18 protein-coding genes are annotated in these 18992 nt (G+C 41.1%); 11 read left to right on the forward strand and 7 right to left on the reverse strand.

The window, feature by feature from the left end; all coding sequences use genetic code 11:
• Nucleotides 1–65: 65 nt before the first annotated feature.
• A complete protein-coding gene (locus tag E0E36_RS22350; protein WP_130857820.1) occupies nt 66–1967 on the forward strand; it encodes an AMP-dependent synthetase/ligase in 1902 nt (633 codons plus the stop codon).
• Between the two features lie 121 nt (nt 1968–2088).
• Here the strand turns inward: E0E36_RS22350 and asnB are convergent, their stop codons facing one another.
• From asnB to rplU, 3 genes are all read right to left on the reverse strand, one after another.
• The gene (asnB, locus tag E0E36_RS22355; protein ID WP_013666568.1) at nt 2089–3774 is read right to left on the reverse strand and encodes an asparagine synthase B; all 1686 of its coding nucleotides are present in this window, start codon (nt 3772–3774) and stop codon (nt 2089–2091) included.
• Between the two features lie 405 nt (nt 3775–4179).
• Nucleotides 4180–4452, reverse strand: coding sequence for a 50S ribosomal protein L27 (gene rpmA, locus E0E36_RS22360; protein WP_013666567.1), 273 nt, complete (start codon nt 4450–4452; stop codon nt 4180–4182).
• A gap of 46 nt (nt 4453–4498) precedes the next feature.
• A complete protein-coding gene (gene rplU, locus E0E36_RS22365) occupies nt 4499–4810 on the reverse strand; it encodes a 50S ribosomal protein L21 (RefSeq protein WP_013666566.1) in 312 nt (103 codons plus the stop codon).
• Nucleotides 4811–5261: 451 nt separating this feature from the next.
• On the opposite strand from rplU, the gene E0E36_RS22370 reads away from it, so the two are divergent.
• The 5 genes from E0E36_RS22370 to hutG are packed head-to-tail and all read left to right on the forward strand — an operon-like array spanning nt 5262 to nt 11198.
• On the forward strand, nt 5262–5753 hold the full coding sequence (locus E0E36_RS22370; RefSeq protein ID WP_130857821.1) for a MarR family winged helix-turn-helix transcriptional regulator: 492 nt from the start codon (nt 5262–5264) through the stop codon (nt 5751–5753).
• An 11-nt stretch (nt 5754–5764) separates the two neighbouring features.
• Nucleotides 5765–7327, forward strand: a complete 1563-nt coding sequence (gene hutH, locus E0E36_RS22375) for a histidine ammonia-lyase (protein WP_013666564.1) — start codon at nt 5765–5767, stop codon at nt 7325–7327.
• A complete protein-coding gene (gene hutU, locus E0E36_RS22380) occupies nt 7305–8978 on the forward strand; it encodes a urocanate hydratase (protein ID WP_165447048.1) in 1674 nt (557 codons plus the stop codon). The genes hutH and hutU overlap by 23 nt, the downstream gene beginning before the upstream one ends.
• 14 nt (nt 8979–8992) lie before the next feature.
• A complete protein-coding gene (gene hutI, locus E0E36_RS22385; RefSeq protein ID WP_130857823.1) occupies nt 8993–10222 on the forward strand; it encodes an imidazolonepropionase in 1230 nt (409 codons plus the stop codon).
• A complete protein-coding gene (gene hutG, locus E0E36_RS22390; RefSeq protein ID WP_130857824.1) occupies nt 10200–11198 on the forward strand; it encodes a formimidoylglutamase in 999 nt (332 codons plus the stop codon). Before hutI ends, hutG begins: the two co-directional genes overlap by 23 nt.
• On the opposite strand, the gene E0E36_RS22395 is transcribed toward hutG, so the two are convergent.
• Together E0E36_RS22395 and E0E36_RS22400 are read right to left on the reverse strand one after the other, a co-directional pair.
• The gene (locus E0E36_RS22395; RefSeq protein WP_013666560.1) at nt 11195–11698 is read right to left on the reverse strand and encodes a hypothetical protein; all 504 of its coding nucleotides are present in this window, start codon (nt 11696–11698) and stop codon (nt 11195–11197) included. The two genes, hutG and E0E36_RS22395, sit on opposite strands and share 4 nt — an antisense overlap.
• A gap of 49 nt (nt 11699–11747) precedes the next feature.
• A complete protein-coding gene (locus E0E36_RS22400) occupies nt 11748–13154 on the reverse strand; it encodes a dicarboxylate/amino acid:cation symporter (protein WP_013666559.1) in 1407 nt (468 codons plus the stop codon).
• Nucleotides 13155–13330: 176 nt separating this feature from the next.
• Here E0E36_RS22400 and E0E36_RS22405 point away from each other — a divergent pair, with 176 nt between their 5' ends.
• The 4 genes from E0E36_RS22405 (at nt 13331) to rnhA (ending at nt 15452) form a co-directional block, all read left to right on the forward strand.
• Nucleotides 13331–13828 carry an RNA polymerase sigma factor gene (locus E0E36_RS22405; protein WP_013666558.1) on the forward strand — a complete coding sequence of 166 codons (498 nt, stop codon included), beginning with the start codon at nt 13331–13333 and terminating at the stop codon, nt 13826–13828.
• Nucleotides 13815–14411, forward strand: a complete 597-nt coding sequence (locus tag E0E36_RS22410; RefSeq protein WP_130857825.1) for a hypothetical protein — start codon at nt 13815–13817, stop codon at nt 14409–14411. Before E0E36_RS22405 ends, E0E36_RS22410 begins: the two co-directional genes overlap by 14 nt.
• A 101-nt stretch (nt 14412–14512) precedes the next feature.
• Complete coding sequence (locus E0E36_RS22415) at nt 14513–14956, forward strand: MarR family winged helix-turn-helix transcriptional regulator (protein WP_013666556.1); 444 nt, start codon at nt 14513–14515, stop codon at nt 14954–14956.
• A gap of 31 nt (nt 14957–14987) precedes the next feature.
• Nucleotides 14988–15452 (forward strand): ribonuclease HI, encoded by a 465-nt coding sequence (gene rnhA, locus E0E36_RS22420; protein ID WP_130857826.1) that lies wholly within the window; start codon nt 14988–14990, stop codon nt 15450–15452.
• A gap of 12 nt (nt 15453–15464) precedes the next feature.
• On the opposite strand, the gene E0E36_RS22425 is transcribed toward rnhA, so the two are convergent.
• Both E0E36_RS22425 and E0E36_RS22430 read right to left on the reverse strand, forming a co-directional pair.
• A complete protein-coding gene (locus E0E36_RS22425; RefSeq protein WP_130857827.1) occupies nt 15465–16100 on the reverse strand; it encodes a carbohydrate-binding family 9-like protein in 636 nt (211 codons plus the stop codon).
• Between the two features lie 13 nt (nt 16101–16113).
• A complete protein-coding gene (locus tag E0E36_RS22430; protein WP_130857828.1) occupies nt 16114–17235 on the reverse strand; it encodes a phosphotransferase enzyme family protein in 1122 nt (373 codons plus the stop codon).
• A gap of 263 nt (nt 17236–17498) precedes the next feature.
• On the opposite strand from E0E36_RS22430, the gene E0E36_RS22435 reads away from it, so the two are divergent.
• Nucleotides 17499–18848, forward strand: a complete 1350-nt coding sequence (locus E0E36_RS22435; protein WP_130857829.1) for a Gfo/Idh/MocA family protein — start codon at nt 17499–17501, stop codon at nt 18846–18848.
• Nucleotides 18849–18992 lie beyond the last annotated feature (144 nt).

The raw sequence follows: 18992 nt of genomic DNA on the forward strand, positions 1-18992 counted from the left end.
CTATGTTTGCGTTTTGTTATAAACTTAGATAAGTTACATTTAGACACAATTATTCCGAAGAATAAATGAATCCTATCACTAAAGATATGACGGTTCCGGGCTTGCTCAGAAATGTAGTGGAGCATATTCATCCCGACACACAGACTTTTCTAATTCATCATGAAGACAATCAGTGGAAAGAAATCTCTTATCGAGCAGCTCTTGATCATATTCAGGCGGTATCAGCATACTTACTCTCTATCGGTCTTAAAAAGGGCGATCGGGCGGCTCTCTTACTTGAAAATGGTCCTGACTATGTCTATTTTGATCAAGGATTACAACAAATTGGTGTTGTCAACGTATCGATATACCCCACGCTTCCCGAATCGGACACAGAATATATTTTGAATGACTCCGGCGCGCGTACGATTATCGTAAATACACCCTTTCTACTGAGAAAGATACTTAAGATTGCGAACAACTGTGAGGCATTAATTCGTATTATACCCACATTCGATGGCTACGAAAAGTATACCGAAAACCTGACGCTCCAAGCAGGCGTAGTGCCTTTCGCCAAGATCCTTCACGACGGAGCACTTTTACGTACAGCTTATGAAAAAGATATTGCGAGTGCAAGAGAAGGTATTTTAATGTCGGACATCTCCACCTTGATTTATACCAGCGGCACCACGGGCACACCTAAAGGTGTGATGCTCACCCACTCAAACCTAACTAATAACGTGAGGGCTTGTTTGGATCAAATTTTGGAAGTAGACCAACATGATACATTTCTTTCTTTTCTTCCTTTATCTCATGTCTTTGAACGTACAGCTACCTATCACGTGTGTCTAGCACTTGGAGCAAAAATAGCGTATGCCCAAAGCATTGATCTGTTGGCCAAAAACATGTATGAAGTAAAGCCGACAGTAATATGCGCCGTACCGAGGCTCTTGGAAAAAATACATGACAAAGCGATGAAAAATGGCACCCAAAGCGGAGGTGCTAAAGCAGCCATCTTTAAATGGGCATTGGGTACAGGCAAGCAATATCGAGAAAAAAAAGAGTTAGGCAAAAAACCCGGACCGATTTTAACCACACAATATAATTTGGCCGAGCGGCTTGTCTTTAACAAAATAAAAGAAAAAACAGGCGGAAGGCTAAAATTCATGATTTCCGGCGGAGGTGCATTGCCCCAGAATGTGGGCGAGTTCTTCGGAAACATAGGAATTAAGATTCTAGAGGGATATGGTCTTACCGAAACCTCGCCGGTGGTAGCCGTCACGGAATTCCACAGGCAAGTTTACGGAACGGTTGGACGGGTGCTGCCCGGAATAGAAATCGCCATTCAGGACATTGAAAGCCTAAAGATACATACCGTACAAAGTCACGCTAGCTTTGATCCGAATCTTGAGACCGAAGAAGGCGAAATCATCATTCGTGGTCATTGCATTATGAAAGGTTATTGGAATAAACCGGAAGAAACCAAACATGTTATCGATAGCGACGGATGGTTCCATACAGGTGATATTGGAAAATTCTATAAAGGAAATTTAAAAATCACTGATAGGCTCAAGAATATGATTGTTAATGCCTACGGAAAAAATGTATATCCCACCCCGGTAGAGAATACGTACCTGAAAAGTAAACGAATCGAGCAAATCTTTCTTATTGGTGACAACAGGGAATATTTAACCGCACTCATTGTTCCCAATCAAGAGTTATTGAAAGAGACCTTTAATCTTCGCGAAAGTTTTTTTAATCAAGAGGATCCATTCATTGAAGATATTGCTATTATCGATTGGATAGAACAGGATATCAAAAGACTATCCAATGAACTGGCCAAATTTGAGCGTATTCGGTCATTTAAAGTAAAGAGGAAGCCTTTTAGTATTGATGCCGGTGAGCTTACACCAACACTGAAAGCTAAGCGAAAGGTCATTGAAAAAATATACGCAGAAAGTATTAATGAGCTGTATCAGACGAGCTAAGTTATTAATCGATACGAAAATTTTCACCTCATTTTTTGTTAGTATTGGCTTTTCATTTTAAAAAAAAGTAGTAATAGGCACCTATTACTACTTTTTTTTAAATGAATCTTACGATAAGCTGTTAAACAGCCGCCTTTTCTTTGTCATAACTTTCGTTATGTACGCTTGACACCGCCCTACCCGATGGATCGTTCAAGTTTTGGAATGAGGCATCCCAAGCCAACGCCTCCGGCGTACTACAAGCTACTGACTTCACCGATGGCACGCATGCGGCCGCCGAATCGGAAGGAAAATGCTCACTGAAAATACTTCTATAAAAATATTCTTCTTTAGACATCGGTGGGTTTATTGGAAAACGATATTTAGCATTCGCTAATTCTTCGTCAGACACCGCATTCATTGCTTGTTCTTTCAACGTATCAATCCAGCTATATCCCACCCCATCAGAGAATTGCTCTTTTTGGCGCCATGCAATACTTTCCGGCAAATAATCCTCGAAAGCTTTTCGCAATATCCATTTCTCCATCTTGCCATTTCCTGCCATTTTATCCGCTGGATTTAGGCGCATAGCAATGTCCATAAACTCTTTGTCAAGGAAAGGTACACGTCCTTCAATTCCCCATGCCGCTAGTGATTTATTGGCGCGAAGGCAATCGTATAAATGAAGTTTACCTAACTTACGGACTGTTTCCTCGTGAAATTCTTTTGCATTCGGTGCTTTATGAAAATACAAATAACCTCCAAAAAGCTCGTCAGATCCCTCTCCACTTAACACCATTTTAATGCCCATTGACTTGATCACCCGTGCCAATAAGTACATGGGAGTAGACGCCCTGATCGTGGTTACATCATAAGTTTCCAGATGATAGATAACATCTCTTATGGCATCCAAGCCTTCTTGTATAGTAAAATGAATTTCGTGATGAATTGTACCGATATGCTCAGCCGCTTTTTGTGCAGCCGCTAGATCCGGAGAACCTTTTAATCCCACCGCAAAGGAATGCAACGAAGGATACCAGGCATTCTCCTTGTCGTCCGACTCAATTCGCTTGGACGCAAATTTTTTAGTGATAGCCGCTATAATGGATGAATCTAAACCGCCAGACAATAAGACGCCATAAGGTACGTCGGACATCATCTGCCGATGAACGGCATCTTCCAATCCTTTTCGCAACGCGGCGATATCCGATTCATTATTTGCAACGCTTTCATAACTTTCCCAATCCCTTCTATACCAACGTTGTAATTCTTGTCCCTGCGCACTGTAAATATAATGACCAGGTTTAAACTCCTGTATGCGGTTACAAATACCTTCTAAGGCCTTCAGCTCGGAAGACACGTAGAAATTGCCGCTTTTATCCCAACCCATATAAAACGGGATGATACCGATATGATCTCGTGCTATCAAATAGACGTCTTTCTCTGTATCATACAAAGCAAAGGCAAAAATACCATTTAGATCTTCTAAGAAATCAACACCCTTTTCTTTATAAAGCGCTAAGATAACTTCACAGTCAGAATTTGTGGAAAAATTGTAATTTGGAAGCTGATCGCGAAGTAAACGGTGATTATAGATTTCACCATTAACTGCAAGAACAACTGTTCCGTCTTCACTATACAAAGGCTGCGTTCCTGATTTTGGATCTACGATGGCTAATCGCTCATGGGCTAATATCGCTTTGTCTGAGCTGAATATGCCTGACCAATCAGGCCCCCGATGGCGAATCTTCTTCGACATCTCCAACACTTGGGCACGCAAGTCCTGAGACTTTACTTTTAGGTCAAATGCACCAATAATTCCACACATAAATTTATTTTTTAATAGCTAAAATTAACAATTATAAATGTTTACAAATTAAAGAAAAATTATTCAATATTTGCAACATTTTATACTTTTTTCGATAATTTTATCAACATATATTACATTTCATTGAAAAAACACACAAACCAAGCTGAAAAATCCAAAAACAAAAGATACAAACACCTGTCGCTCAGCAACTAATAAAATCGTTTTAAGTACATTTAATACGGATAAGTTAAGATTTTGCAGGTATAAAAGCGGTTAGGCCTGCGGTCTTTTCGGTTAATAACAAAAGTTTTACAAAAGTGGAAGACTCCTTTTGAAGGCTTCACTTTAACAGACAGATCAAAAAAAAGCCGCAAGTATATTTACCTGCGGCTTTGTATATTTTAAAGCTAAAAGCGCAATGGCTTAAGCTTCTGCTTTAACTTCAGCTGGAATTACCGATACGTAAGATTTGTTATTTGCTTTTTTGGTAAAAACAACTTTACCATCTACTAAAGCAAATAAAGTGTGATCTTTACCCATTCCTACGTTCTTATCCGGATGGTGTTTGGTTCCTCTTTGACGAACAATAATATTTCCTGCGATCGCAGCTTGACCGCCAAAAATCTTTACACCTAATCTTTTGCTATGTGATTCGCGACCGTTCTTCGAACTACCCGCACCTTTTTTATGAGCCATATCTTATCTTTATTTATGACGGCCAAGCCGTCTATTTAAAAATCAATTAAAGAGTAATATCTGTTATCTGGATTTTCGTAAATTGCTGACGGTGTCCGTTTTTCTTCTTGTATCCTTTACGGCGTTTCTTTTTGAAGACAATCACTTTATCTCCTTTTAAATGCGACAAAATCTTAGCCGAAACTTTAGCACCAGCTACACTTGGAGTTCCAATTGTAAACTTGCCACCGTCTTCTGCTAACAATACATTGTCAAATTCAATACTAGCGCCTTCATCCCCTTGTAAACGGTTTACAAAAAGATGCTGGTCTTTTGCAACCTTGAATTGCTGTCCGGCTATATTTACTATTGCGTACATTGTTAATTGTTTAGATATTAATATTTGTTTTAAATTTTGAAGCGCAAAGATATGCTTTATATTTCAAACTCGCAAGAGATTGTTGGTTATTAGTTATTAGTTGTTAGTTGCTAGTTGTTAGTTGTTGGTTATTGGTTGTTGGTTATTGGTTGTGGGTTGCGAGCCGTATCGAGTATGAAGTATCAAGACACCTGCCTACCGGCAGGCAGGCAAGTGTCAAAACCTATGTCTTATGTCCTATGTCTTATATCCTATGTTCAACACTTTAAGCTTCCTGTCAACTTTCCACGCACAAAAAAAAATTATTCATCGCTCATCACTCCTGCCTATCGGCGGGCAGGCAACATTCATCACTAAAACTCTATTCAACAACCCGACTACCTATCCCCTCTCCTCTTGCTTTTTATCATACAATATTGTATAATTGTATAAGTACTTATACAAATCAATTATGGACTTTTACCGAACCCCTGGCTATCTCATATTTGGCAGCCGCTTACGAAGATTGAGTGAATATTATATCAGCGAATTAAACAGCGTTTATCAGCAGCTGGGAATTCCTTTTGACACAAGCTGGTTTTCTTTCTTTTATATTCTTTCGAAAACGGAAGACATTTCGTTGGTTGACCTCTCCAATCGTCTACAGATTTCGCATTCATCCGTTAGTCAGATGATCCACAATCTTCGCCGGAAAAAGTTGGTAAAAAGCGTACGTGACAAACAGGATGGGCGGAAACAGGTTGTCACTTTAACCAAACTCGGCCGGAAAATGTTAGACGACATAAAACCGGTCTGGAAAAGCATCGAATCTATTATGTCGGCATTTGAAGCCGAAGAGGAAAGTCTTACCGGCTTTCTTGAACGCCTAAGCAAATTGGAAAACGCGTTGAAAGCGAAACCGCTTGGTGAATGCATACTGGCTGACATGCAACTTGCACATTAAATCTTATGTTTATGGTATTTAAGTATGGAATTGATCGACTAACCGTTGCAAAAGCGTTAGCACTGGCTAATGGTAATCTGAAAGGTATTCTTACAAACGAGGCTATATCCAATATTACGCAAAGCTGCTCCTATGTAGACGAAATCGTAGATAAGAATAAAGTAGTGTATGGCATTAACACCGGTTTCGGTCCTTTGTGCGACACGTTAATATCAGCCTCAGACACGGCCAAACTGCAACACAATCTATTGATGAGCCACGCTGTAGGTGTTGGCGAGTTCGTATCTACCGAAATTTCAAAGATCATGCTTATCATTAAATTACATGCGCTTTGTTTAGGCTATTCCGGTATCAGGTTGTCGACCATCGAACGGATACATTGGTTCATCGAAAAAGATATACTCCCTTGCGTACCCGCTCAGGGTTCTGTTGGCGCTTCCGGTGATCTGGCGCCACTTTCTCATCTATTCTTACCACTTATTGGTTTAGGTAACGTTTACTACAAGGGACGCATGAGCGATACAGGCGATGTATTAAGGCAAGAAAACATCGAACCCCTCCAGTTGGGCCCAAAGGAAGGTTTGGCACTTATCAATGGCACTCAATTTATTGCAGCCCATGCGGTTCATGCCTTAGCGCGTTTTCACAATGCCTTAGATGCCGCTGATCTTATCGGTGCTATGTCTTTAGAAGGGTTGATGGGTTCTTCGAAACCATTTGATCCGCGTCTTCATGAGCTCAGGCCCTTTCCGGGCAACCGTTTTGTCGCAAGTAGAATATGGGCTTTATTAGCGGAGTCGGAAATTATTCAATCACATGTCAATTGTGACCGAATACAGGATCCTTATTCACTCCGTTGTATCCCTCAGGTGCATGGGGCATCGCGTACTGCTTGGCTTCACTTAAAACAATTAACAGAAATCGAATTAAATTCAGTTACAGACAATCCGGTAATTTTAGGTTCGTTGGATACAATAAGTGGTGGAAATTTTCACGGACAGCCTTTAGCAATTCCCTTAGATTATGCTACTGTAGCAGCAGCGGAATTGGGGAACATCTCGGATAGGAGAAGTTACCTGATTATCGAAGGCCGTTATGGACTGCCGAAGTTATTGATAAAGGATGCCGGGCTGAACTCAGGCTTCATGATTCCACAGTACACAACCGCAGCCCTGGTTTCCGAAAATAAAGGCTTGTGCTTTCCCGCCAGTGCCGACAGTATTCCCACTTCTTTAGGACAGGAAGACCATGTTTCAATGGGATCCATTAGCGGTAGAAAACTAAATAAGGTTATCGAGAATTTAGAATACATCTTGGCCATCGAACTGTTATATGCTACCCAAGCTTTGGATTTTAGGCATCCTATTCGCTCAACCTCCGTGTTGGAAGCATGTCATAGCTTCGTGCGATCGCAGGTTGCTTATGCGGAGGAAGACCGGATCTTCTCAACGGATATACAACACTTAAAAAACTTAATTGCCAGTGGCAAGTTTGTTGCTCGAGCGAACGAAGTGGCATTAAAATACCAAATAAACCTAAATGATAAAGATTATGAACAGTTCCAGCTTTCTTGAAAAATATGCACAACATCCCTTTTACAAGGCCCCTGTTGGAAATCAGCTGCATGCCAAAAATTGGCAAGCCGAGGCGGCCTTACGCATGTTGTTAAATAATCTAGACGCGGAAGTAGCCGAAAACCCTGAAGAACTCGTGGTATATGGAGGCATTGGACAAGCTGCCAGAAATAAAGAATCACTTCGCCAAATAATTACCCTTCTATTAGAGCTGGATGAACATCACTCGCTGCTTATTCAATCAGGCAAACCTGTTGGGGTCGTACGTACACATCCCGAAGCACCAAGAGTTTTAATTGCTAATAGCAATTTAGTTCCTGCTTGGGCGACCTGGGACCATTTCAATGAACTTCGGAGCCGGGGACTAATGATGTATGGTCAAATGACGGCGGGTAGTTGGATTTATATAGGTACACAGGGCATTCTACAGGGCACTTACGAAACCTTTGTTTCCTGTGCTGCGCAATATTTCAATGCCAACCTATCGGGAAAATTATTAGTAAGCGCAGGACTTGGCGGTATGGGTGGAGCCCAACCTTTAGCAGCCACCATGGCGGGGGCTGTTTTCCTAGGAGCTGATGTAGATCCTTCTCGGATTAAGAAAAGGATCGAGACCGGGTATATAGACCGAATGACGGATTCTTTTGAGGAGGCGGTTCATTGGACCCGAGCGGCTCAATCATCCAAAACACCGTTATCTGTAGGCTTAGTGAGTGACGCGGGAGATCTACTCCAACAACTATTGGATCACGGAATAATACCGGACATATTAACCGATCAAACCTCTGCCCACGATCCCATCAATGGCTATATTCCTCACAACCTTTCACTTTCAGAAGCACTTAAATTAAGAACGGCTAACCCATCACATTACAAGGAGTTGTCAATTAAAAGTATGGTCAGACATGTAAGACTTATGCTGGCCTTGAAGGCAAAGGGGGCAATCACGTTCGATTATGGAAATAATTTACGTGAATTTGCTAGACAAGGCGGGCTCACCAATGCGTTCGACCTCCCGGGCTTCACACCTGCTTTTATACGTCCTTTATTCTGTGAAGGCAAAGGCCCTTTCAGGTGGGTTGCCCTATCGGGAGATCCGGAGGATATTTATACCACAGACGAAGCCCTGATAAAAACGTTTCCTGCAAATAAAGGTTTACGTAATTGGTTGTTGAAAGCCCGTGAAAAAGTAAAATTTCAAGGTCTGCCTGCTCGTATTTGTTGGCTGGGAATGGGTGAACGCGAGAAAGCGGGCTTGCTGTTTAACGACTTGGTACGTAGTGGTAAAGTAAAGGGGCCGATTGTTATTGGCCGGGACCATTTAGACTGTGGTTCAGTGGCGTCGCCAAATCGTGAGACAGAGGCAATGCTCGACGGATCGGACGCCGTGTCTGATTGGCCTTTATTAAACCTTATGAGCAACACCGCCGGTGGGGCTACCTGGGTTTCCTTTCATCATGGAGGAGGTGTGGGAATGGGCTACTCACAGCACGCCGGTATGGTTGTTTTGGCGGACGGTACGGATCGGGCTGACGCTTGTTTAAGACGGGTATTGTTCAACGATCCGGCAATGGGCATATTCAGGCACGTAGACGCAGGCTATGAGCGAGCTGAATTGTGCAATAGGAAGTTTAACTTGAAAAATTGGTGAGACAAAATATATTCATGAAAATCATAGGTCCTTTCGCACAAATCGTAACAATGGCAGGTCTTCCAATTAAGGGTAGCTTAAAGGATGAACAACTGCAAATTCTGGAACAAGGAGGCGTTCTAATTAAAGGCGAATACATCGTTGCTGTTGACACCTTCAACAACCTTCGCCGCGCTTATCCCGATGTAGTGATAGAAGAAACGGATTCAGTGCTAACGCTTATACCGGGGTTCGTCGATTGTCACACCCATATCTGCTATGCAGGCAACAGGGCTCGCGACTATGCCATGCGCGTTGCAGGGAAAAGCTACCTTGAGATAGCGCAGGCAGGAGGTGGTATATGGGAAAGCGTCCAACATTGTCGATCATCTACCGAGCAGGTGCTGGTTGACGGTATAGTACGGCGATCGACGGAAGCTTTAAGCCGTGGAACAACAACCATGGAAGTCAAAAGCGGATACGGCCTGAATAATGAAAACGAACTGAAGATGTTGAGGGCCATCAAGCAAGCAGATAAACTTATTCCGGTAGATTTAATACCAACCTGTTTGGCAGCACATACCCTCCCCCTTGATTTTGATGGCAGTCGGGACGAATATCTCAACAATATAGTAACGCAACTCCTTCCAATCATTGAGCAAGAGAAACTTAGTGCGCGCTTCGATATTTTTATTGAGCAATCTGCCTTTTCCCCTTTGGAAGCAAAAGAGTTCTTAAAGAAAGTAAAAGCTAAAGGTTTTGAGATTACGATTCATGCGGACCAATTCACCCCCGGGGGGGTACCGATAGCCGTTATGCTCGGGGCTCGATCAGCTGATCACTTGGAGCACAGTGGTGAAAAGGAAATAAGTTTGCTTGCTCAGTCGAACACTGTTGCCGTCTGTTTACCGGGAGCCTCGTTAGGACTTGGGATTCCTTTTAGCCCTGCCCGCAAACTTTTGGATGAGGGGGCAGGTTTAGCGATCGCAAGCGACTGGAATCCCGGTTCAGCTCCGATGGGACAATTGCTGACGCAGGCCTCCATTTTAGGAACCTTTGAAAAGCTGACCATGGCAGAAACCCTAGCGGGGCTTACCTATCGCGCTGCTTATGCGCTGAACTTACTAAACCGGGGCAGGATTGCTGATCAACAGCTTGCCGATATGCAAGCTTATTCTACCTCAGATTATCGGGAGATATTGTATTATCAAGGAAGTATGAAATCGTCAAAAGTTTGGAAAAATGGAAAACTTATATTACAATAACACAATGTATGACGAACCGCAACACAACTGGTGGCATGGACGCGTAGATGGTCTCGGTCCTAATCATTTAAGATGGCACCAATGTGTGAGACTTCAATCGCTAAAGCAGGAAATACCCTTGACACCAAATGGTATCGCCCTGTTAGGTTTTGCTTGCGACGAAGGGGTAAGGAGGAACCGAGGCCGACAAGGTGCCGCTAAAGGCCCGGAGCATATAAGAAGGGCGCTTAGCAACCTGCCTTTGCAACCATCGATGCGCACTTTATATGATTTTGGTGACATAAAATGCCCGAATGGGGCACTGGAGACTACGCAAGATCTTTTAGCACACGCTGTCACCTCCCTTCTCGCATCCGGAAATTTTCCGATTCTTCTAGGTGGGGGGCATGAGCTGGCTCAACCACACTATCGTGGTATCCAAAAATTCGTGAACAACCCTTCCAAATCTATTGGAATTATCAATTTCGACGCACATTTTGATCTCCGAGAACCGGACGAAAATGGTGTAAGCTCCGGTACCGGATTTTGGGAGATCGCACAAACCAACCGGATCGAAAACCAACCATTCCACTACTTGGCATTAGGCATTCAGAAGACGAGTAATACGGTGCATCTATTCAATATAGCGGAGCGGTTGGGAGTCCGGTATATAGAAGCTTCCGATTTTCATTATATGAATTATGGTTTTCTACAAGAAATGCTGAACACGTTTATAGCGGAAAACGACTTCCTGTATTTAAGTATAGACATGGATGTGTTTGCTTCTGCATTTGCTCCAGGGGTGAGTGCGACTTCCTATAATGGGATATACCCCGACTTCGTCTTTTCATCCTGTGTACAACAGATAGTAAATAGCAAAAAAGTATTAAGCATAGGTATAGCAGAGACAAATCCGCTATACGATATAGATGATCGCACAGCCAAGCTGGCAGCCTCGATTCTCATGCAAGCTACAGAAACACTGAGCAACATTTAATTTCTGTCTTCTGCATCCGTTAGGATACGCCGCACTTCGCTTACCATAGTTTTGGCGGCCTCAGTAAGTTTAGGGTCCCCATCAAAATTAGAATCAAAAAGCATTTGCTTACTTTTCTCTTTGTAATTGAATTTCAGAAAAAATCGCACCACATTTTTGGTGGTATCCACACCTGCAGCTTTATTGGTCATGTCGTCCGGAAAGTTCCAAAAGCCATATTCCGTTGCCTTTCGATGTAAATAAAGTAAATCATCTTTTCGTAGTTTCAGCGTACTCTTAACTAAAGAATCCCTCCGATTCATATATTGATATTCTTGGGTTTTGGAGTTGTACTTGTTTAGCATATGATCGGGTGTCCCATAATTGAATTCAACAGACTCAAAATCGGAAAATCGGAACGGGGCGTTTTTTATCATATTACTATAATAGAAAATACAATAACCTAAAAAAGGCACAATAATACAGATATAAAGGAAGATTTTTTTAGAGCGTTCACTCATGGTATATAGTTTTTAAAAGTATTGTTTTGTTCCTGATGTATAAAATTGACTAGGGCTTTATTTCGTCGTGTGGTGAGATTTTGGTATCCATGATATCTTCATTTACGGCATTCGGATTAAATTCGTTTTCCCATTTAGCTACTACCACAGCTGCTAAACAATTTCCGAGCACGTTAACTGAAGTTCGGGCCATATCCATTAATTCATCGATGCCCAGAATAATAAAAATGGGCCAAACAGGTAAACCAAAAGAGGCGGCCGTTCCCATCAAAATCACTAAAGACGCGCGAGGAATACCCGCAACACCTTTGCTGGTGATCATCAAAGTAAAAACCATCAGCAATTGTTCTCCAAAGGATAAATGAATCCCGGCAGCCTGGGCGACGAAGACGCTAGCCAAGGAAAGGTATAACGTAGTACCATCTAGATTAAAACTATACCCCGTAGGCATTACAAAGGCCACTATCTTACGCGGTACACCGATGCTTTCCATAGCTTCCATGGCCCTTGGCAAGGCCGCCTCTGAACTGGTAGTAGCAAAGGCAATAGATACCGGTTCGCCAACGGCTTTGATAAAACGTTTAATTGGTAAACCGATTATTAAACCAATAGGCAATAATACCAACAAAATGAATGCGATAAGCGAAACATAGAGCGTGGCTAGTAATTGAAAAAGGTTGACCAGAACGCCAAGCCCCATGTGCCCCACCGTATAGGCCATAGCCGCCCCCACGCCGATGGGAGCAAAATACATGACAATATTGGTGAATTTGAACATGACTTCTGATAAACTTTCGGTAAAATTTACCATAGGCATCCTCTTTTTTTCGGGTACCATAATTAAGGCTAAACCAAAAATCACACTGAAAATTACCACTTGCAATACTTCACCTTCCGCTACTGATTTTGCAATATTTTCGGGAAAAATATGAAGAATAATATCGTTTACGGTTTGTGGCTTGACATCCGGCAACTCCTCATGCTGATTTGCGGGAGGAATAATTCCCATACCCGCTTTACTGATATTAATAGCAGCCAAGCCGATAAACAAAGCGATGGTGGTAACCAACTCAAAATACAACAAGGACTTCCAACCCATCCGACCAACTTGCTTTATGTCAGAGTGTCCTGCGATACCATAAACCAAAGTTGCGAAGATCAAAGGCGACACAATGGTTTTAATTAACTTAAGAAATGCTTTACTTGCCACTTGTAAAGCCATCCCTACCTGCGGCCAATCATGTCCGATACTTGCGCCAATGACCAATGAAATCAAAATCCATGTCGTTAGCGTTCTCTTCCTAAATCCGTATAGTATTAAACCGATTATAGCAAGCCATCTAAAAAAAAACAATACCTGAGGGGGAATTACGTTAAAAATAAAATCGACAGCATATAATAAAGCGGCAATACTTACAGTGATTAGGGTAAAAAATACGGCTGATTTTGACTTCATATAATACATTAAGCAGTTCGCAATTCCACAAAAATAACCATTTAGCTTAAGCTTCCAATAAATAGATGTAATTTTACCAACGATAAAAAATGATTGCCTAAAAAATCCAAGGTAAAAAAGACAAAAAATTGTAACACGGACTAATTCCATTAGTCTAAACCTTAGTTGCTAAGAAAATGACGCGAAAAGAGGCCCTATTTAAGGATATTTTTGACAAAAATAACAGAAAGGTGTATCACCTCTGTTATGGTTATACCGGAGATAGCGAGGCTGCAAATGATCTTATGCAAGAAACCTTTATCAAGGTTTGGCAAAATCTTGATAGATTTAGAAACCAATCTCAAATATCAACCTGGATTTATCGAATTGCCGTAAACACCTGCTTATCCTATCTGCGTGTTGAAAAGCGAAAAGCCACCGACGAAATTAACGAACGGATTATCGAAACCAAAGCCGATGATGTTTCCGATAAGCAAGAGCAGGTAAATCAACTATACAAGTGTATATCACAACTAGAAGAAAATGAGAGAATTATTATCACAATGGTTTTAGATGAAATGCCTTATCAGGAAATCGCCGAAATATCAGGTATCTCGGAGGGAAATCTGCGGGTAAAAATACATCGGATTAAGAGCAAGCTAACAGAAATATATAATCGCCATGAAAGATTTTAATGAATTAAAACAGCTTTGGCACGTGCAGCAGGAACATGATGGTGTTAGCTACGATGCTATCCTAAATACAGTTAAACAGACGAAAAACAAGTATACTGCTAAACTTTTAAGCCATGTTATTAGCATTGCGGTCATCGTTCTGATAACAATCTATATTTTTATTTCTTTCCGGTTCCACACGTGGACGACTTTACTATCAATGTTCATTGTCATTACCTGTTTAGTATACTATATGTTAATCCAAATAAAGGATTATCGATCTATCAGCAGCAGCGAGAGTTTACTGAACAAGCCGGAAGCCTATATCGCTTATTTGCAAGCGTATAAACAGCACCGTTACCGATTGAACACCCGAAATTACACGATTTATACCATTAGTTTATCCATTGCATTGGCTCTATACTTAATCGAAATGTCTTTTTACGTATCAACCTTTGCCCTCGTCTTATTTGTTATTGGTACCATTATCTGGTTTTTGATATGTTATTTTGTGCTAATGAAAGTTTACATAAAAAAGGAAAGTGAGCGGCTGGAAGAGCTGATCAACAAGCTTAAAAAACTAGAGGAGCAGTTCAGGGATTAATTCTTTGTTTTTTTGTTTGAACGCCATTTCTTCCGACGGCCAAACAAAACAGCGGTAAATTGCGTATCTTGATAAGCTTATTGCGATAAACAAAGACGCACATGTATAAGACAGCGTTAAACGAAGACGAACTCGTAAAATTACTAACCGGCGTTACTTATACTGCTTTAGCACGTCGCCTGCTAAAGAACTTTAAAAAGGCCGGTCTCCAAATTACCATAGAGCAATGGGCCATTTTAGATGTACTTTGGCGTGCTGATGGCTTAACGCAACAAGAACTAGCTTCTCAATCTTTCCGGGATAAACCAAGTATAACACGACTGATTGACAATTTAGAGAAGCTCAACCTAGTAGTTCGTATTCCTGATAAATTTGACAAGAGGGTTAACCGTATTTTTCTTACTCACAAAGGACAAATACTTCAAAATAAAACGAAGCAACAAGCGGAAAAAACCATGGACGAGGCACTGGTGAATATTACGCCTGACCAACTTGCCCTGTGCAATCAAGTATTAACGACTATTTTTAAGAACTTAGCTGAATGATATCCCCGATTCTATCCTTATCTTTGCCTCAATGATTGAAATATTTACGGATGGGGCTTCCAGTGGAAATCCGGGACCGGGAGGTTATGGGGTAATTCTCAGGGCCGGACAATACTATAAAGAATTATCTGAAGGATTTAGAAAGACCACGAACAACCGAATGGAATTGCTGGCGGTTATTGTTGGACTAGAAGCACTAAAGAAGCCGGGGCATCATGTCACCATTTATTCAGATTCAAAATACGTTATTGATGCTGTTGAAAAAAAATGGGTGTTTGGCTGGTTGAAAAAAGGCTTTGCGGGGAAAAAAAATATGGATTTGTGGTTACGGTTTCTACAGGTGTACAAACTTCATCAAATCAAATTCGTATGGGTAAAAGGACATGCCGGCCATCCCGAAAACGAACGCTGTGATCAATTGGCGGTGCAGGCAGGAAAAGACAAACAAAATCTTAAGATTGACCGCGTTTTCGAAATGGAAAACGGGCCGGATTAATGTTCTAATCGATTAGGATGCGAAATGAAGCTTGCCAAAAAAGGCCGGTAGATGAAAGTTTGGCTTAGGATGATCAATGGGCGCCCAAGACAAGAAATGCGGAATAGGCAGATCATCTCCACATTTATAGAAATTCGCTAGGCATTCGCGTGCCTTTAATGAGTTAATGCTATCTTCCTTAAAAACACTAAAAGGAATATTCGCCACTAGATCCCATTGCACGCCATTAGGTGTTGCATGGATATTGGTGTCTCGATAAATACTACCAATGCGATCTTGAGAAGCCAGTTGTCTTTTTTCCATGATTTGACTACCGTATGCCGACAACATCGTGCCAATACAATTGAATTCGAAATTATAATAATTACTGCCATCAAAAGAAATAAAGAATTCGACACAGCTATCCCGATATACCGGTTCGTTATTATGGAGGTAGGCTGCACGGATATGTTTTTCGAACACTTCATAATATAATAAAATGCTTTCATCCGTATAGGCGATTTTGAAGCTTACCTTTGGTACATAGTAATATTCTTTCCAGTTTAGGGATGCAATGGCATGTGCTTCTATCATTGAAAATACGGAACGAATGGCGTTTCCTGTAGCGGTGCTATCCAATGAAGGTATATAGGGAACTTCTAGACTCATGGCAGTTTTTAATTTAGCTAAGGTAAACGTTTGCCTCTCTTTTCACAAGATCTCGCAACAATTCTTCATGCTTTTCGATCTCAATTACCAATCTCATCTGAGCCTTTGTCCGTTGCAAATTATGTGTAGGATGGCTTATTTTATAATAGGTATCTCCGTTAAGGTAATCCGTTAAAAACCGGATCATCTGCATATAAGGAAGCAATAACACACCATCCACCAAAGACTTAATTTCCATTGGATATAAAAAGTGGTGCGCTGTTTCCAGGTATCCCTTCGTATAAGCTTCAAACAAAGGAATGTTCAGTTTTATCCTATCAAGATCAGCCTCATCTTCCGCGGCTGAATTAATAATCGTTCGGATCGCGTCACCAAAGTCATACGCTACATAACCGGGCATAACGGTGTCCAAATCGATTACGCATTGTGCTTTGTCCTCTTTATTCAAAAGCACATTGTTAAATTTAGTATCATTATGGGTAATTCTAAGCGGAATTTGGGATTTTGCTGCCATATTTAAAATGGTATTCATCTTATTTTCCCGCTCCTGTATAAAATCGATTTCTGATCGAACTTCATCTACCCTACTAGCCATATTCTTGTTAATAGCGTCTCTAAAATCTCTTAACCTGCTGGCTATATTTAGAAAATTCGGTATAACCTCATGAACATCAAGCGGATTCAAATCAGACAACATTGCTTGAAAGTTCCCAAATGCACGTCCGCCTTCTCTCGCTTGCTGTATCGTTTCTACAATATCATACGATTTCGTGTTTTCTATAAGAATAAATATACGCCAGTAGTTATTCCTTTCATCTTTAAAAAAAAGATCGCCATTTTTTGTAGGAACAGGGGTAAGTACTTTTCCCTCGGCATCTTTCTCGTTTTGTCCGATCAATTTATGTTTGATATGATTACATACCAACGCTATGTTCTGCATCAGGTGTTCAACGTTTTTAAAAACATGATTATTAATACGCTGTAGCATATAATTAGGTCCCTCTTCCAAGTCTGTGCATATTCTATAAGTATCGTTAATATGGCCCGAACCGAAAGGTTCTATATCAACGGCTTTACCTTTAATCGCAAAAAAATTCACAATAGGCAAAAATTCAGCGGCCTTGTTGTTTGGCATGTCTATCATTAAGTGTATAAAAACTTGAAGTTGAAAATTAATATCGTCTTAAAACTAGTTTCTCTATAATTTGATGCAATATGCGAAAATGAAAAACAACTTCATACATAATTAAAAACACAACCGATTGCGCAATTTTTTTGAAAATAGAGCAATCGGTTGCATAGGATTTTATTAAAAATGTTTTTCTATGTTTGTTCAAGAGAGCGCATTCTAATTTATGAAGACGCCGAACAATATCCTAATAATCAAAAGAACACCTAATGGATAGAAGAAATTTCATAAAGTCAGGCTCCATTGCAGCGGCTGCAACAAGTATACTACCTGATACTCCGCTTTTTGCTCAAAATAATAAAAAAATACGCCTGGCCTTTATTGGCGTTGGATTAAGAGGAAGAAACCATGTGGCCCTGGCCTTAAGAAGGGAGGATATCGATGTAGTTGCCATCTGTGACATTCAAGAAGAATCACTGGCAAGTTGCAGAAAGCAATTCCAAAAGGCAAATAAAAAATTGCCGAAAGAATATACCGGTGGCGTGGATGCTTATAAAAAATTGCTTGAAAAAGAGAAATTAGATGCCGTTGTGATAGCCACCCCTTGGCAATTTCATAAAGATCAGGCAGTGGACTCGATGAAGGCTGGGCTTTATGTAGGTTGTGAGGTTATTGCCGGCCTAACTGTTGACGACCATTGGGAAGTTGTAAAAACGTCGGAACAGACCGGAAAGCCTTATATGACCTTGGAAAATGTTTGTTATCGACGAGATGTCATGGCGGTTCTTAATATGGTAAGGCAAAACCTTTTTGGTGAATTGATTCATTTAGAAGGTGGTTATCAGCATGACTTAAGGGAGGTCCTTTTTAACAATGGCAAGCAACCCTATGGTGGAGGTGTGGAATATGGGGCCAAGGCAATGAGTGAGGCGCAATGGCGTACACAATTCAACATTGATCAAGATGGGGATCTCTATCCAACACATGGCTTGGGTCCTCTGATGCACTACGTCAACATTAACCACGGAAATCGAATGACCAATATGGTTTCCTTTTCGAGCAAGGCAAGAGGATTAGCAAATTACGTACAAAAAACATCTCCCGGACATCCTAATGCAAAAATTCAATATAAAAATGGGGATGTAACGACAACGTTGATCAATTGTGCCAATGGCGAGACGCTGTTATTATCGCACGATGTTCATTTACCTCGCCCCTATTCAATTGGTTTTAGGGTTCAGGGTACGGAAGGTTTGTGGATGGATTTAAATAATGGCATATACATCGAAGGTAAATCGGCAAAGGGACATGCGTGGGATGCAGCCGACGAGTGGTTAAAGAAATATGATCACCCTTTATGGGCTAAATATGCAAATGATGCTGCCGGCGCGGGGCATGGTGGAATGGACTGGTTTGTTTTTAATGCTTTTATTGAGTCGGTAAAACAAAACAGACAAACACCAATTGATGTCTACGATTCTGTTAGCATGAGTGTTATTACACCATTATCGACATTATCCTTAGCCGAAGGGAACAAATCAGTCGAAATACCTGATTTTACGAATGGAAAATGGAAAGAACGCAAAGTGGTGTTCGCTCTTGATGATAGTGGCTTTTAAGCCATCGTGTTTGGATAATTGGTTGAGCTGTGGAGGGGACTCCACAGCTTTTTTATTTACAGTTGGGCGTTTATATTAAGGAACGTTTTTCTTATTCAACCTTTTTCATCACTTGTTAATTCTTAATGGCATTCAAAATTCCCT

This window comes from Olivibacter jilunii (assembly GCF_900607235.1).
In the GTDB taxonomy this organism is placed as follows: domain Bacteria; phylum Bacteroidota; class Bacteroidia; order Sphingobacteriales; family Sphingobacteriaceae; genus Olivibacter; species Olivibacter oleidegradans.